At 44.9% G+C, this 15,749-nt stretch carries 12 protein-coding genes; 6 read left to right on the forward strand and 6 right to left on the reverse strand.

Translation table 11 applies throughout. The features are described 5' to 3' along the window. The coding region (locus tag IQ263_RS25165) for an aminotransferase class I/II-fold pyridoxal phosphate-dependent enzyme (RefSeq protein WP_194070844.1) at window positions 1–1,216 on the reverse strand (1,216 nt) is incomplete at its 3' end. Between the two features lie 348 nt (window positions 1,217–1,564). Between IQ263_RS25165 and IQ263_RS25170 the strand changes: the two genes are divergently transcribed. The 3 genes from IQ263_RS25170 to IQ263_RS25180 all read left to right on the forward strand — a co-directional run bounded on the left by IQ263_RS25170 (window position 1,565) and on the right by IQ263_RS25180 (window position 3,555). Continuing rightward, complete coding sequence (locus IQ263_RS25170) at window positions 1,565–1,813, forward strand: gamma-aminobutyric acid A receptor, epsilon-like protein (protein WP_194070845.1); 249 nt, start codon at window positions 1,565–1,567, stop codon at window positions 1,811–1,813. 258 nt (window positions 1,814–2,071) lie between these two features. Next, window positions 2,072–3,163 (forward strand): redox-regulated ATPase YchF, encoded by a 1,092-nt coding sequence (ychF, locus tag IQ263_RS25175; RefSeq protein ID WP_194070846.1) that lies wholly within the window; start codon window positions 2,072–2,074, stop codon window positions 3,161–3,163. A gap of 20 nt (window positions 3,164–3,183) precedes the next feature. Then, window positions 3,184–3,555, forward strand: coding sequence for a phage holin family protein (locus tag IQ263_RS25180; protein ID WP_228050347.1), 372 nt, complete (start codon window positions 3,184–3,186; stop codon window positions 3,553–3,555). A 238-nt stretch (window positions 3,556–3,793) separates the two neighbouring features. Here the strand turns inward: IQ263_RS25180 and IQ263_RS25185 are convergent, their stop codons facing one another. Beyond that, entirely contained in the window at window positions 3,794–4,255 is a 462-nt protein-coding gene (locus tag IQ263_RS25185; RefSeq protein ID WP_194070847.1) for a DUF3531 family protein, read from the reverse strand. A gap of 15 nt (window positions 4,256–4,270) precedes the next feature. Next, window positions 4,271–5,290, reverse strand: coding sequence for a Sll0314/Alr1548 family TPR repeat-containing protein (locus IQ263_RS25190; RefSeq protein WP_194070848.1), 1,020 nt, complete (start codon window positions 5,288–5,290; stop codon window positions 4,271–4,273). Between the two features lie 416 nt (window positions 5,291–5,706). Here IQ263_RS25190 and IQ263_RS25195 point away from each other — a divergent pair, with 416 nt between their 5' ends. Both IQ263_RS25195 and rsmG read left to right on the forward strand, forming a co-directional pair. Then, complete coding sequence (locus IQ263_RS25195) at window positions 5,707–6,378, forward strand: ABC transporter ATP-binding protein (protein WP_194070849.1); 672 nt, start codon at window positions 5,707–5,709, stop codon at window positions 6,376–6,378. Window positions 6,379–6,842: 464 nt separating this feature from the next. Beyond that, complete coding sequence (rsmG, locus tag IQ263_RS25200; RefSeq protein ID WP_194070850.1) at window positions 6,843–7,586, forward strand: 16S rRNA (guanine(527)-N(7))-methyltransferase RsmG; 744 nt, start codon at window positions 6,843–6,845, stop codon at window positions 7,584–7,586. A gap of 98 nt (window positions 7,587–7,684) precedes the next feature. Here the strand turns inward: rsmG and IQ263_RS25205 are convergent, their stop codons facing one another. The 3 genes from IQ263_RS25205 to rpiA all read right to left on the reverse strand — a co-directional run bounded on the left by IQ263_RS25205 (window position 7,685) and on the right by rpiA (window position 10,955). Then, window positions 7,685–8,440: a Fe-Mn family superoxide dismutase gene (locus IQ263_RS25205; protein WP_194070851.1), complete on the reverse strand. Its 756-nt coding sequence runs from the start codon at window positions 8,438–8,440 to the stop codon at window positions 7,685–7,687. Between the two features lie 216 nt (window positions 8,441–8,656). Beyond that, complete coding sequence (locus tag IQ263_RS25210; protein ID WP_194070855.1) at window positions 8,657–9,859, reverse strand: aldo/keto reductase; 1,203 nt, start codon at window positions 9,857–9,859, stop codon at window positions 8,657–8,659. A 379-nt stretch (window positions 9,860–10,238) separates the two neighbouring features. Next, window positions 10,239–10,955, reverse strand: coding sequence for a ribose-5-phosphate isomerase RpiA (gene rpiA, locus IQ263_RS25215; protein ID WP_194070852.1), 717 nt, complete (start codon window positions 10,953–10,955; stop codon window positions 10,239–10,241). 215 nt (window positions 10,956–11,170) lie between these two features. Between rpiA and IQ263_RS25220 the strand changes: the two genes are divergently transcribed. Continuing rightward, complete coding sequence (locus tag IQ263_RS25220; protein ID WP_194070853.1) at window positions 11,171–15,619, forward strand: tetratricopeptide repeat protein; 4,449 nt, start codon at window positions 11,171–11,173, stop codon at window positions 15,617–15,619. Window positions 15,620–15,749: the final 130 nt, after the last annotated feature.

Below are 15,749 nucleotides of genomic sequence, written 5' to 3' on the forward strand. Positions count from 1 at the left end.
ATATCGAGCTATTAAATCCGTTAAATCCCGCACATCGATCGATGTCGAACTTGCTTCTTTCTGCTAAAACTGTGAAAGCTTTAACTAGATTTTCGATATCTGATTCTGTATTCCCCAAACTGATAATAAATGTGAGATGTTGCGGCATGGGAAGTTCTGCTGTGACTGCGAGTTCCGAGTGCATGATTTCATCTGCGAAAAATCCTGTGATGCCTAAATCGGATACTTTTACTGTTAGCCTCGTTCTGTCTAATGCGGCAAAACCGGGCGTGTTTGATGTTTCTAAAACTGATAAGCCGGGAATTTGATTGAGACGATCGCGCGCTTGGTCTGCTAATAGTAAGGTTTGAGCCATTAATTCTTTGCCACGGAGTGCGATTTGTTGGCGGGCTGCATCTAAGGATGCTAACAATAAGTAGCTGGGACTGGTGGATTGTACTAGCTGCAATGCTCGATCGAGTTTTTGGATATTTATACGATCGCCCTTGAGGTGCAGCATCGATGCTTGTGTCATTGCACCGAGGGTTTTGTGGATTGATTGTACCGTTAAATCTGCCCCGGCTGATAGGGCCGGTTCTGGTAAGTTTGGGTGAAAGTTAAAGTGCGCGCCGTGGGCTTCGTCTGCTAATAACGGGATGTTGTATTGATGGGTAATTTGGGCGATCGCCCGCAAATCCCCGCAAACGCCGTGATAGGTTGGGTAAACTATCATTACTGCTTTCGCGTCGGGATGTTGTTCTAGGGCTGCTGCTGTGGCTTCTGGGGTGATGCTGTTGGCAATATCCCAATCCGGGTTGTATTCTGGATTGACAAAAATCGGAATTGCGCCGGATAAAATCAAACCTGAAATCGCCGATGAGTGGATATTTCGAGGTAGGATAATTTTATCGCCGGGGCCGCAAGTTGCTAAGATGGCTGCGATAATTCCGCAAGTTGAACCGTTAGCCAAAAACCGAGTTGATTGGGCTCCAAATGCTTGGGCGGCTAATTCTTGAGCTTCGGCAATTGCACCTTCTGGGTTAAAGAGATTGTCTAACTCCGGCAATTCGGGCAAATCCGAGCGAAATACTGTCGCACCGAATAAGTCAATTAAGGGCCCTGAGATTCCTTGTCCGCGTTTATGTCCGGGGGCGTAGAATGGGGCGTGCGGATGATTTGTGCGATCGCGCAGGGCATCTAATAGCGGTGTTTGTTGTTGAGGGTTGGGTGCTGACACGCTTAATTTTATTTGTTGTAGTTGATATTTAGTTTAATACCGAAGGCTTAGTTTTAGGCTGGCATAACAGTTAATCATAGCTCTTTAGATAGATGTGTAATTTATTTTTAATTTAGCATACTTGTACAAGTGCCGTATAAATACTTGATTGACATTGCAACCGCAGATGTTGGCAGAGAAACACAGATGAACGCAGATAAATGCAAGAATTTAATTGGAAACATGGCAATTAAATTTTACGGTAATTAAACAAGGTCACACATTAGTTATTTTTATTTATCAAAAAATGGCTGGAAGTGGCGACAAAATTTTCGAGAAACATCTCTATTAGCTGAGCAAAAAAGTAACATGATTTTTCCCAACTCTACTCCGTTTCCAGGCCCGCAGATTCCCAGTACCGAACCGGGGCTGCCGGAAATTCCTTCGTCGCCACCGGTGCCGGGCCCGGTACCCGAACCGATTCCTGGCCCAGTACCGGAGCCGGTACCAGCCCCAATTCCGCAGCCAATTCCCGAACCGGTGCCGGAAACTGTACCCTCGCCGATTCCTCAAACAGTGCCGGGGCCTATTCCTCAGACAATCCCTGAACCAATCTAAATTATGTTTTAGTCGATCGCGAAATTTAAGATTGTTTGTGAGGTCGATCGCCCAAACCGATTTTCTCGCAAGTCCCCAATTTGTTGATGGGACAGGGACAGGTTCTGGGCGATATTTTACGTGACCATTTGTAAACCCTTGAGCCATCGACCTAAAGTTAGAGTTTTAGGCGGGCACAGGCGCGAACATTGGGCGATCGATCTGATATATTGCGGATACTTATGATATTTTGATACAGTGATATGTTTCTAAATAGCTATGCTTACCGCCGGAATTGTCGGACTGCCTAATGTTGGCAAATCTACTTTGTTTAATGCTCTGGTTGCTAATGCCAAGGCGACTGCTGCTAATTTTCCTTTCTGTACGATCGAGCCAAATACGGGTATCGTAGCAGTACCAGACGAACGGTTGAAGGTGCTGAGCGATATTTCCAAATCCGTGCAAACTGTGCCGACGCGGATGGAGTTTGTGGATATTGCGGGTTTGGTGAAGGGTGCGAGTCAGGGGGAAGGACTGGGAAATCAGTTTTTGTCTCACATTCGGGCTGTAGATGCGATCGTCCATGTTGTCCGCTGTTTTGACAATGATGATATCATTCACGTTGCAGGTTCTGTCGATCCCCAGCGAGATATTGACATTATCAATCTAGAATTAATTTTAGCAGATTTGGCTCAAATTGAACGCCGGCTCGATCGCACTCGCAAACAAGCCCGCAACAACAAGGAAGCTCAAGCAGAAGTGGACGTGCTTGAAAAGTTAGTTGTGGTTTTGAATGCAGAAAAACCCGTGCGCCAGTGCAGTTTAACTGAGGAAGAAGCTGAATTAGTTAAAGGCTTAGAATTGTTAACAAACAAGCCGATTATCTATGCGGCTAACGTGTCTGAAGACGATTTGGGAACTGGAAATAGCTATGTCGAACAAGTTCGGGAAATAGCAGCTAAAGAAAATGCTAAGGTTGTCATAGTTTCGGCGCAAGTTGAGTCAGAATTGGTAGAGTTGCCAGAAGAAGAACGGGTAGATTTTCTCGAATCTCTCGGCGTGACTGAAGGTGGCTTAAAATCTTTGATTCGAGCTACTTACGAATTATTGGGTTTGCGGACTTATTTCACTAGCGGGCCCAAGGAAACTCGCGCTTGGACGATTATAGCGGGAATGTTAGCACCGCAAGCAGCAGGAGTGATTCACTCGGACTTTGAGCGGGGTTTCATCCGGGCCGAAACTGTAGCGTATGAAGATTTGGTTGCTACGGGCGCGATGAATGCAGCTAAGGAAAAAGGCTTAGTTCGCAGTGAAGGAAAAGAGTATGTTGTACAAGAGGGGGATGTGCTGTTGTTCCGATTTAATGTTTAGTTTTTTCAGGAGATAAGCAAATGCAGATAGATATAGTTTCGCTGATAATTGCTTGGTTGGTAACATCGGTGAGCTTTTTTATTCTTTCCAAGTTGCCCATCGGGGTAGATATTGACACTTTTGGAAAAGCGATGGTTTCGGCTGCAGTTTTTGGATTGCTGAATGCTTTAGTGCGGCCGATTTTTGTATTTTTGGGCTTCCCTATTGTATTGGTAACTTTTGGTTTGTTTATGATTGTTATCAATGCTGCTATCTTTGGATTGGCTGCTTGGCTAGTCGAAGGGTTTCGCTTGCGGTGGGGAATTTGGAGTGCTTTGTTGGGCGCTGTAGCACTGGGTTTTATTAACTCTTTGCTCTATCAGGTGTTGGGTACGCTACCAAGTGTACGGTAGATAGAAAAAGTAACGCGAAAGGGGCGGGTTTATCTGTGTTGTTAGCTATAGCAAATATCTCCCGCAAAACCCGCCCCTAATGACTCATGACCAATGACCTATGACCAATGACCTATGACCTATGACCTATGACCAATGACCTATGACCTATGACCTATGACCTATGACCAATGACTAATGACTAATGACCAATGACTCATGACTAATGACCAATGACTAATGACCAATGACTAATGACCTATGATGAGTAATTGTCAGGGACAAAAGCCTCTCGACTGCGACTATTTTCCACAGGCCAGTCTGGATGTTCTCCACCGATAATCAATTCTTCAACCGTCACGAATTCTTTGCTTAGTTGCTGGAAAACATTAATTAAAATATCGATGCCGATAGCGTCGCTAGTCCCTAAATCAAACCAACAGCGAGCCCAAGAACCTTGATACTCCATTTCTCCCATATTGTGCATCAAAGCCATCATGCTTTGGTCGGCTAGATTAACATCGTAATCCATGTCACTAATATCTAAGCCTTCATCTTGAACTTGCAAATTTTCGGCATTAAATCCCCCTAGTTTTCCCAAGAAAAACCAAGAGTCAAATACTTCTTCAACATACTGTTTTTCACCGTTTGAAGGCACGTTGCTAAACTTCAGCCAAATCCAGAGGTCAAAGGGGTTAAACTCGCGAAACTGTACTTTCATGGTTTTTTGGTATTTTTATAGTGGTGGTAAAGCCGTCGGCCCCCAGATGCCACCTGCATCTCTAATTTTATCGCGCATTGGGTCGCAGTTGCGAGATTTGCTGTCGAGACGGTTGCGGGTTTTGCACTGCTGAAAGAAGATTTCGGCTACTAGGCTGCGCGGTAGTTGGTCTGGTTTGACTAAGGCTGCGTCGAAGTTTTGACGGGCTTCTTCTAGTAGGGTTTTGTTGCTTTCTTTTCCCCTGGCTTCGGAAAACAAGATTTGTGCTTTGAGATAAAGAATTTCTGGATTGTTTGGCGTTTCTGCTAGGGATTTGTTGGCAAATTCTAGGGCGCGATCGTATTTTTTCAAGTCTCGATAGCCTACTGCCATGCCGCGATAAGCTAAGTAGCGGGGAGAAGCTTTTTCTTCCAGTCGTTTAATGGCTTCGCTGGGGTTGGAAAAGGGCAGGTTTGTGGCTAGCATTAAGTCCATGTAGCCTTTAAGCAGGTTGAGTTCTGGGTCGTTGGGAGCTATTTTTTCGGCTGCATCTAGGTATTGAAATACTACTCGCAGTTTGTTGAGTGCTTGGGGCGCGCCTTTGGCTGTTCCTTCTTTGGCTATGGCATTTGCTCCTTCGAGAAAGTGACCGACTGCTGTGTATAGATTGCCGCGCAAGGGGTTAGTTTTGGTCAATTGTTCGCCTACTTCGCGGGTTTTTTGCGCGTAGGAATTCATCGAGTCGAAGTCTTGCTCGATGTAGGATAGGGAGGCTGCCATTGCATAGGCTAGCGGCTCGTTTGGTTCGGCTAATAGTGCTTGTTGAACTTGGACTTTTGCTTGTTTGTAGTTTCCTTGTTCAAACATTGTTTTGAAGGCTGCTTCGGTGTTGGGCCCGATCGCCTGTGGGTTGCTGCTGCGAAAGGGATCCCCCGCTACTGCAGAGTTAATGCAGATGCTCAGGACGATCGCACTTGCTCCAAGGGCGATCGCCCCCACAGTCTTTTTGGAACTCAACATCTGCTTGCCAATGGACGCTAAAATAGTTTTCATCATCGTCAATTCTCAAAAAGCAATTGATTGTAAACTGGGAATCTGAAAATTAAAAATTCAGACTTCCGGGCCGCGACTCAAAAATCGATCGGATGGTCTTGATTTTTCCTGGCTATTGCTGTATACTTTAATAATGGGACTGTGAGCATTCATAAAATTTCTGCACATATTTTCATTATTAAATAATAGCATTAAATAATCTCAAAAGCAAGGGGGAAAGCTCAAAAAAAAAGGTCGATTTTTGTAAAGATTTATGTAAAATAATTGTGTGCGATCGGTATCAGCCAGAAAAAGCCTGAATCATCAATAGCACATCGAAGGACTAATAACCAATAACTAATAACCAATGACCAATAACTAATGACTAATGACTAATGACTAATGACTAATGACTTTTTCACAACCAACAACTGCCATTAATGCTTTATCTAAAAAACTTAGTCTATCATCCTACAGCCTGTCCGAATGCTATTCTGAAAAATATCAACTTAGAACTGCCATCGCAGCAAATGGGGCTGATTGTAGGTCGCAGCGGTTCCGGCAAAAGTACGCTCTTAGAAATATTAGCAGGTTTAGCAGAAAAAACTAGCGGCGACATCCGCTGGCGCGAACAAGAATTAACACCGGAACACTTGCAACAGTTAGGAGGTTTAGTATTCCAGTTTCCCGAAAGGCATTTTTGCGGAGGCACAATTTTAGAAGAATTGCGACTGGGACATCCTGAATTGGGACAAGAACAAATTAACTCAGCAATGATAGAGGTGGGACTCGGACATTTGCCGCTGCGTAGTTCTCCCCACGCTTTGAGTGGCGGACAACAGCGCCGGGTAGCCCTAGCGGTGCAACTAATTCGCCAGCCGCATTTACTGCTTTTGGACGAACCGACGGCGGGTTTAGATTGGTCGATGCGCCGACAGTTGGTAAGCTTGTTGGGTAAGTTGAAAAGTCACTGGACTTTGTTGATTGTCACTCACGATGCTAGCGATTTGTTGGGCGTTGCTGATAAATTTTGGACTTTAGACCACGGGGATTTGCAGGAGGTCGATCGGGCTAAGTTAGAGGCTAAGGAAACGAGTTTTGTAAGTTCTTAGTCATTGGTCATTAGTCATTAGTTATTGGTTATTGGTTATTGGTTATTGGTTATTAGTCATACCAAATCCGGGTTGGGTATCCCCTTTATCAACGAGTCGGCGCAGGCCGACATCGTTTGTGTAGACGCGGTTTCAACCGCCGAATCATAAAAGGGATATGTTACCCGAATCTAGTATCAGTCATTAGTCATTGGTCATTGGTCATTGGTCATTAGTTATTGGTTATTGGTTATTGGTTATTGGTCATTGGTTATTATAGCGGTTCTCAATCTTGGTGAGGTATCCGGGATACTTCCACTCCTGCCTATGCCCGGTTTGGCCTATGCCATATACCCGTGAGAGCACCTCATGTTACGCTCGAAAGGCTATAGTTGGTGCGGGCAGGTATAACGCATTGTGAAGTATTTTTAGGTATTTTGGAGCGGAGAGAATTTGCAGAGTTTACGAAATAGTAGGAATAGAAGATGAATCAGATGACAGTGCCTGTGTTGCCGGAAATGAATGAATTGTGGCAAAAAACGCTGAATTGGCAGCCGGATGAGTCGCAGCAGCAACAATTTCAGCGGCTTTACGAGTTGATTGTTGAGGGAAATCGTTCCTTGAATTTAACTCGAATTACTGAGCCTGTTGAGTTTTGGGAAAAACATTTGTGGGATTCTCTGCGGGGAATTGCGAGACTGCTGCCACCTAATCAAAATTTGGCGGAAAATAACGATTCTCCCGCAAAGCACCCGTTGAAAGCGATTGATATCGGGACTGGTGGCGGTTTTCCGGGGTTACCGATCGCGATCGCCCTGCCGGATTTATCTGTCACCTTGCTCGATTCTACTCGCAAGAAAATTACTTTCTTGGATACTGTTTTGCCGTCTTTAGGGATCGCAAATGCTGTGACTTTGCTGGGCAGATCCGATGAAATTGCCCGACAGTTGCCGCACAAACAAGCTTACGATTTAGCTTTTCTGAGGGCTGTTGGAGCCGCTTCTGCGTGTGCTAAATACGCGCTGCCTTTCCTAAAAAACGGCGGTTTGGCTGTGCTTTACCGGGGGAATTGGACGGCGGAGGAAGAGACGGATTTGCAAAGTGCGATCGAGCGTTTGGGTGGCACACTTGAGTCAGTCGAATCATTCACAACGCCCACGAGTCAGGGCGCGCGCCACTGCGTTTACTTGCGGAAAACTGTACAGCAGTTCGATCGCCCGATGCGTTAGCTAGAGAACCGCTATTTGGCGGGATTAATATCAAGGGATGTTTGTATTTTAGAGATAACAAATAGTGTAGCTCGATCGCACCTACACTATTTGTGAAACTAACCGATCGCCTTTTCGTAGCGCTTGTTAACTTCCGTCCAATTAACAACATTCCACCAAGCTTTTAAGTAGTCAGCACGCAGGTTTTGATACTTGAGATAATAAGCGTGTTCCCAAACATCATTGCCCATAATTGGGTAATTTCCTTCCATGAAAGGGCTGTCTTGATTGGCAGTAGTTGCAATTTCTAATTTGCCTGCTTTGTTGCGAACCAGCCAAACCCAACCGCTGCCAAAACGCTTAGTACCGGCTTCGTTAAATTTGGCTTGAAAATCGCTAACACTGCCGAAATTTTGCTTAATTGCTGTGGCAATTGCTCCTGTGGGTTCGCCGCCGCCTTTGGGACTCATGATTTCCCAAAACATACTGTGATTAAGGTGTCCGCCGCCGTTATTGCGTACAGTTGTGCGAATATCTTCCGGCACTTTGCTCAAATCTTTGAGCATATTTTCCGCACTAATATTTTTAAGTTGCGGGTGTTTGCTGACAGCTTCGTTGAGGTTTTTAACGTAGGCGGCGTGATGTTTGTCGTGGTGAAATTGCATTGTCCGCGCATCGATGTGCGGTTCTAAAGCGTTGTATTCGTAAGGTAGAGGCGGCAGTGTAAAAGGCCCGGGAGTTTGGGCTACTTTTGTGTCTTTAGAAGCTGAACTTGCTTGCAGTACATTATTTCCTGATGCTTGGCAAGCACCTGCGGTAAGAGCTCCGACGCTAGCTGTTAGCAAATACAAAAAATCTCGGCGTTTGAGTGTCATAAAAAGTACCTAAGTGAATTATTAACTGTTTTAGCTCAGGTTGAAGCAAAATGGGAGGGAGTTTGGAAAAAAAAGTTCTATCGCCCGAATGGATGAGACGGATGGGTGATGGTTGTGAGACTTTTTTGAGTATACGCTAATTGTGTGCGCCTGAGTTTTACTCATGTGTTCCGGTTAACTAACCCGATTTCTTTGTTGAAACCGGGTTTTTTTTGATTATTCTTGGGAAAGACGCTGCACGGATTCGCCTCCAAAAAGTCGATCGGCTGCTTGGAGAATACCGGGAATTTTGGCTGCGTGGGGGCTGTGGGCGAGACAGCGGCGCAAGTCTAATTCATCGATGCGATGGCGTTCCGCCCCGCAAGCTACGGCTTTTTGACCAGGAAACCAGTGGCTGGCGTTACCTAAAAGGTTGTAGCGCATCTTGCAATAGTCGATCGCATCGTAAGCATTCGCCAAATTCCACAGCCACAAAATCACACGAATGTTAACCTCTCCGGGAGTATTTTCGATAGTTGGCAAACCGACATCCCAAGTCTTAAACCAATCTTCTCCTAATTTATCAATCGCTGCCTTTTCCAACCTAGCTAATATCGGCGGCAACAATTCATCGGCTCTATCTAACAATTTTACAGTTGTCAGATGCTCGTTAAAATCTTCAGGTTTGGCAGCACCCAAACTCAAAGTATGTACTTGCGGGTGCGACAAACAAAACAAATCGTTAAACACCATCGGACTCAGGGGATAGCACAAATCAACCAATTTTTGCGATGGGTTGTAAAGTTGACCGCCTTTGTCAGAAGGGCTGATAATAAAAACGCCCATGTCGTGACGTTTTGCCGCTTCAATTGCGGGCCAATTAATTTGATTGATGTAGTACCAGTGCAAGTTAATATAATCAAATTGATTGGTTTCAATGGTTTTAACAATCACATCCGTCGGCCCGTGAGTTGCAAAACCAATAAACCGAACTTTGCCTTCTGCTTGCAATTGTTTAGCAACATCCACACAGCCGCCGGGACGCATAGATTCCTCTAGCAATTCCCACGTATTAATGCCGTGTAGGGAAAATAAATCGACGTATTCTAGTTGCAAATAAGCTAAGGATTTATTGAATTCTTCGCGAAACTCCTGGGAGTTAGCTTGGGGATTTACTTTTGTTTGAACTATTAATTTTTCGCGGGGAAACTGCGGCAAAATCAAGCCTAACTGCATCTCGGAAGTGCCGTAACCGCGAGCAGTTTCTATGTGATTGATGCCGCATTCGATAGAATAGCGAATTGTGGCTTCTACATTTTGTTGATTGTCTGGTGGAATCTCATTTACTGGTACGTCTTGCCATTTGTGGTGATATCTCATGCCGCCACAGGAAAAGACGGGCATGGATAATTCTGTGCGGCCAAATCTGCGATATTGCATCATAAGTAGAAGGAAGAAGTCATTAGTCATTAGTCATTAGTCATTAGTCGGTAGGGGCGGTGGATGGTGCGTGCCCGCCCTCTTAGCTTAGCAGTCATTAGTCATTAGTCATTAGTTAGTAGTTAGTAGTTAGTAGTTATTAGTTAGTAGTTATTAGTGCTGTCCCCCGAGCTTTCCGTCCAACGTCATCAGGAATAAGGAACCATAATTATGATTGCAGTTATCAATAAATTCCTAAATTTATTGGTGGTTAATATACATTGATCGACCAGGCTTTTTGTTTTTTTTAGGCTGCACTCTACCTTATAATAGTTTTGTTTAGAACAGGCAAGATGCCTGTTCAACCAAGAATTTTTGACAATCTGCAGGTAAGCTTTGACTATTTAGAAATCTCGCGAACTGCGGGTTTTCCTTCCTTGATTTCGCCTACTAAAACTAAATCAGTACAGCCTACAAATAAGCCATTTTCTAACACACCGGGAATGTTATTCAATGTTTTTTCCATTTCTCCGGGGTTAGGAATGTCATCAAATTTGACATCAATTACCATGTTACCTTGGTCGGTAATTACTGGGCCGGCTTTTTTGATTCCCATGCGGAGTTCTGGTTTGCCTCCCAATTTTTCGATGGCGCGAGTAACGGGGGTGATTGCCATCGGTATTACTTCGATGGGTACGCGAAAAGTAGAACCCAATTTATCTACCATTTTGGAACTGTCAACTACTACAATAAACTGAGTTGCGAGGTAATCGACCACTTTTTCGCGGGTGTGCGCTGCGCCGCCACCTTTAATTAAGTTGAGGTGGGGATCGACTTCATCAGCGCCGTCTATAGCTACGTCAATTCTGTCAATCTCATCTAATGTTGTCAGCGGCACTCCGTATTGTTTGGCCAATACTTCTGATTGAAAGGATGTCGGGACTCCTTTGATATCTTTGAGCTCTCCTGATTTTATGCGATCGCCCAATGCTTGAATAGTATAAGCTGTAGTTGACCCCGTGCCGAGTCCGACAATCATACCAGATTTTACGCGATCGGCTGCTGCAAAGCCGACTTGCTGTTTCATCAATTTTACGGGATCTTGTTCTGTGGTCATGTTCGGTACTCCTTAATAGTTTTAAGATTATACCATTTATCATGGATTTATTTAACCGCAGAGAGCGCAGAAAACGCTGAGAGGAAGAAGAAGAACAGAGGCAAATTGCAAATTATTTCAAGTGAAAACTTCTCTCTTTCTTCTCTGCGCCCTCTGCGCCCTCTGCGGTTAAACAAAAAAAAATCTAGTTCAAAAGTCGGCGGATAATTGCCATAATGAAAATCGGATTTCTGGATACCTACACTTGGGATTATAATATTGATACTCCTTACCGCGAACCTTTGGGCGGCACTCAGTCGGCTATTTGTTATTTGGCTGAGGCGTTGGCTGCGCTGGGAAGCGAGGTATTTTTACTTAACAATACTTCCGAGTCTGGGATGTCGCGCGGTGTTGATTGCAGGCAGCGGGTAGGGAATAAAGCTAATTTAGAATTGCTGCGATCGCTCGATTTTTTAGTTATAGTCAATATAGTCGGCAAAGCGCTGGAAATTAAGCCGCTTTTGGGCCAACATACTAAGTTGATTTTGTGGATTCATAACGAACCAGGCTTTGTCTTTCTTGAAAATTTTAATAATCCTCAAGAAGTTAATGCTTGCGATGCGTTTGTTTTTGTTAGCGACTGGCAGCGCGAGCAATTTCACACTCGTTTTGGGATTGACTCGAATCGCAGTTATGTTTTAAGAAATGCGATCGCACCTTGTTTTGCTAACATCTTTTCCGAGAATGTTTCAATCCTCTCTCAAAAATATCTACCGCCAATTATAGCTTACACCAGCACTCCCTTTCGCGGACTAGATATTTTGTTAAAAGTCTTTCCCGAAATTCGTCAAGCTGTCCCCGGCACTAGATTAAAAGTATTTTCTAGCATGAAAGTACACCAAATAGACGACAATGATAACAATCTTTTTTTCGGTCAACTTTACCGCCAGTGTCAGGCAACAGCAGGCGTTGAGTACATCGGTTCGGTACCGCAACCCGAACTCGTCCGGCAACTGCGTTCAGTCGCGGTTTTAGCTTACCCTAATACCTATTTGGAAACGTCATCTATTGCGGTGATGGAGGCGATGGCCAGCGGTTGCCGGATTGTGACGAGTGATTTGGCGGCTTTGCCGGAAACAACGGCTGGATTTGCGCGTCTAGTTTCTCTGTCGGGGAGAGAAAATTTGGCATCGGTAACTAATTGGAACCGTGCCGGAAAACCGGATTGGGAGGGATATACAAGGCGGTTTTTTGAGGCGACAGTCTCAGTTTTAAAAGAGTTTGCGGGGGCCGGCCGCGCCACTGCTGAAAATGATCTGAGACGGCAGGTAGAATATATAAATCGAGGGTGTACTTGGTCTGTGCGTGCCGGAGAGTGGGTAGAATGGTTGAATATTATTAGTGTAAAACCTGTAAGAGTGGCAGAGAAAATGATCGCGGATTCTTTGGTAGATTTCAAGGCAGTTAAAAGTTATTTCCTAAAGGGCAATCGGCTGAAAGATGCAGGCAATTTCGATGGCGCTATTGAAAATTATCAGCAAGCTTTAGAGTTGAATCCAGCCGAGGCGGAAGTTCATAAAAAGTTGGCGGAAGTTTATATTTTGCAAGGAGAATTTGCTAGGGCGATCGCCCAATGCAATCTCGCCCTTAAATTCCAACCGAATTTTGCTGCCGCTTACTTGACGCTGGGTAATGCCCTGCAGGCTGAAGAGAAGCTGGAAATGGCAATTAAAGCTTATTTGCAAGCTTTAGAAATTCAGCCTAAATTTGCCGAAGCTAGCGCGAATCTCGGCAGTATGTATTACAAGTTAGGGCAATTGGAACAGGCGGCAAATTGTTACCAAAAAGCTCTTGCTATTAATCCCAATTTGTGTTCGGTTCATTTGATGCTGGCAGGCGTTTTGCAGCAGCAAGGAAAGTTAGATGCAGCAATTGCTTGCTGTCAAAAAGTGCTTCAAATGCAACCTGGAGATGCTAGCGCTGCGGAAAAAATATCGAGTTTAATTAAACAACAACAGCAAGCAACTGTCGCCAGCCAAGTCATCGAATTAGAAACAGAATCAGACGCAGCGCAACCAATCTCTGTCAATAAAGATGAAGGCTACGGCTTGCAGCCTTCTAGCATCAATTTGCCGCCTGCGCCTACCACAGAAAATTTAAATACTCCGTTTACCAATCCCGCCGCAGTTTCCGAACAAGTTACCTCGCTGAAGGTTCCAGACAGCAGACAAGTTGCCAATTATCAAGAAGTAGAACCCTACAAAAAACTGGCAGAAAACTGTTTAGTTCAAGGTAAAATTAAAGAGGCGATCGCAGCGTGCCAGCAAGCCCTAAAAATTCGCCCCGATTACATCCACGCTTACGTCACTTTAGGCAATGCTTTGCAAGCGGGAGGCAAAATTGAAGCTGCTATTCGATCGTACTCTCAAGCCTTAGAATTGCAGCCAAATTTTGCGGAAGTGCGGGCAAATATTGGCAGTATGTACTTTAAAATGGGACGTTTGGAAGAGGCGATCGCCAATTACCAGCAAGCCATTGCCTTGAGTCCCGATTTAGCGGGCGCTCACTGGAATTTAGGGAAAGTATATCACAAACACGGCAACGTCGAAGCAGCGATCGCCTGTTTTAAAAGAACATCCGAACTCAACCCGCAGCTTGTCGGTGCCGACTTCCACTTTAACTTAGGTAATCGGCTTTTCAGTCAAGGAAAGCGCGACGAAGCCGTTGAAAGCTACTCCAAGGCGATCGCCATTAAACCCGATTGGGCAGAAGCCTATGCTAACATCGGCAGCGCGCGATCGCAACAAGGCAATCTCGATGCTGCCATCGCTTACTATCAAAAAGCTGTAAGTTTCAAGCCAGAATTAGAAGTTCTGCACTTCAATTTAGGCAACTCATTCTTACAGCTATGCAGGTACGAAGAAGCAATTATTCATTACCAAAATACCCTCAAAATCAAGCCAGATTGGCCGGAAGTTCACGCTAACCTAGGCAGTTGTTTTTCCATGCTGGGACGGCTGGAAGAAGCTTTGACCAGCTATCAGCAAGCTTTGACACTAAAACCGGATTGGGCAGAGGTTTACTGCCGGATGGGACACATTCAAAAACAAGATAAGCCCCTAGAGGCGATCGCACATTTTGAAAAGGCGATCGAATGCAGCCCCAAATTCAGCGAAGCCCACCAACAACTCTGCGACTTGCTAAGCCACTCCACCAACCTCGCCAGAGCCCGCAGCGTCGCCGACAAATACTGCGAATTTTGCGGCGACAATGCCCCAGTCATGTCAGCCACAGCCTACGTCTTTTCCTACCTACAATCAGGTGTCAGCAAACAGGCAATTCAGAAACTCGAAGAAATCGAAAAACTCTGCTACGAAAAAGTCGAAACCTTTAGCGTCATCGAACTAAAACTGCTTTACGAAATCTTCCTATTTGCAGTTTCCCACCTGCGAGACAACCGCCAAAAAAATGCCAGCTTCTACCGATTAGTTGCCAAGGAATACTACAAAAAAGCCGTCATGCAGCGGCAGCAAATCAACCGCATAAAATCGGCAAATTCCCTCACAAAAAAACAGCCCTTAAAAATCGGCTTCCTTTCCAAACACTTCCGCCGCCACTCAGTAGGCTGGTGCAGCGAAGCTTTAATTCGCGAATTAAGCCGCATCACTCCCCACGTTCATCTTTACGTCACCGGTAAACTCAACCGAGATGAAGTTACCGAACGATTTGAAGAAATGGCGGGCAAGTTTTACTGGCCGAAAAAATATCCCAACGGCTTTGCTGACGGCGGCGAAATCCTCGCAGAAATAGTGCAAGACGATTTGGATGTTTTAATAGATTTAGACTCAATGACAGTGCCGACAAATGTCGAAGTGCTGTATCAATATCCTGCGGGAATTTGCGTTTCTTGGCTGGGATTCGATGCACCCTACATTTCGGAAAATCACTACTTTCTCTGCGACGAACACACTCATCCCCCAGGCGTTGAAGAACATTACTTAGAACAGTTAGTTAGGTTGCCTAGTTGTTCGGTAGCAATTGGGGCACTGCAAAGCATTGCCGTGAATCGAGAAGCGATTAGAAATGCTCTGGGAATTGGCTTAAATCAAATGGCTTATTTGTGTGTTGCGCCGGGGAGAAAAACGAATCCCGAAATGGTACAAGCTCAAGTTAGAATTCTCAAACAAGTACCAGATAGTTTATTGATTCGCAAGGGCCAAGGAGATCCAGATGTTATTCACAGCACTTACCGCGAAGAATGCGATATTCAAGGAGTAGATTTTGCTCGAATTAAGTTTATCGGGCAAACCAGAACCGAGGAAGAACACCGCGCTATTTATTACGTAGCCGACGTGCTGTTAGATTCCTATCCTTACAACGGTGGCACTCACAATTTAGAGGCTTTGTGGGCGAATTTGCCAGTGGTAACTAGATCCGGCGACCAATATCTTTCGCGGATGGGTTATGCTTTTCTCAAAAGTGCAAATCTTGATGTCGGCGCGGCTTGGAGTTGGGAAGAATACACGCAGTGGGGAGTTAAGTTTGGGCGGGATGCTGGTTTGAGAAATGCGGTGAAACAGCATTTAATAAAATCTAAGCAGCCAGAATATCTCGCACCTTTGTGGAATCCTAAAAAGTTGGCTGAGGAGATGTATGAAGTGTTTCAGAAACTGTTAGCTAAATAGGTTAGTCAGTAGTCAGTAGTCAGTAGTCAGTAGTCAGTAGTCAGTAGTCAGTAGTCAGTAGTCAGTAGTCAGTAGTCAGTAGTCAGTAGTCAGTAGTCAGTAGTCAGTAGTCAGTAGTCAGTAGTCAGTA

This window comes from Tychonema sp. LEGE 06208, from assembly GCF_015207505.1.
Taxonomy (GTDB): domain Bacteria; phylum Cyanobacteriota; class Cyanobacteriia; order Cyanobacteriales; family Microcoleaceae; genus Microcoleus.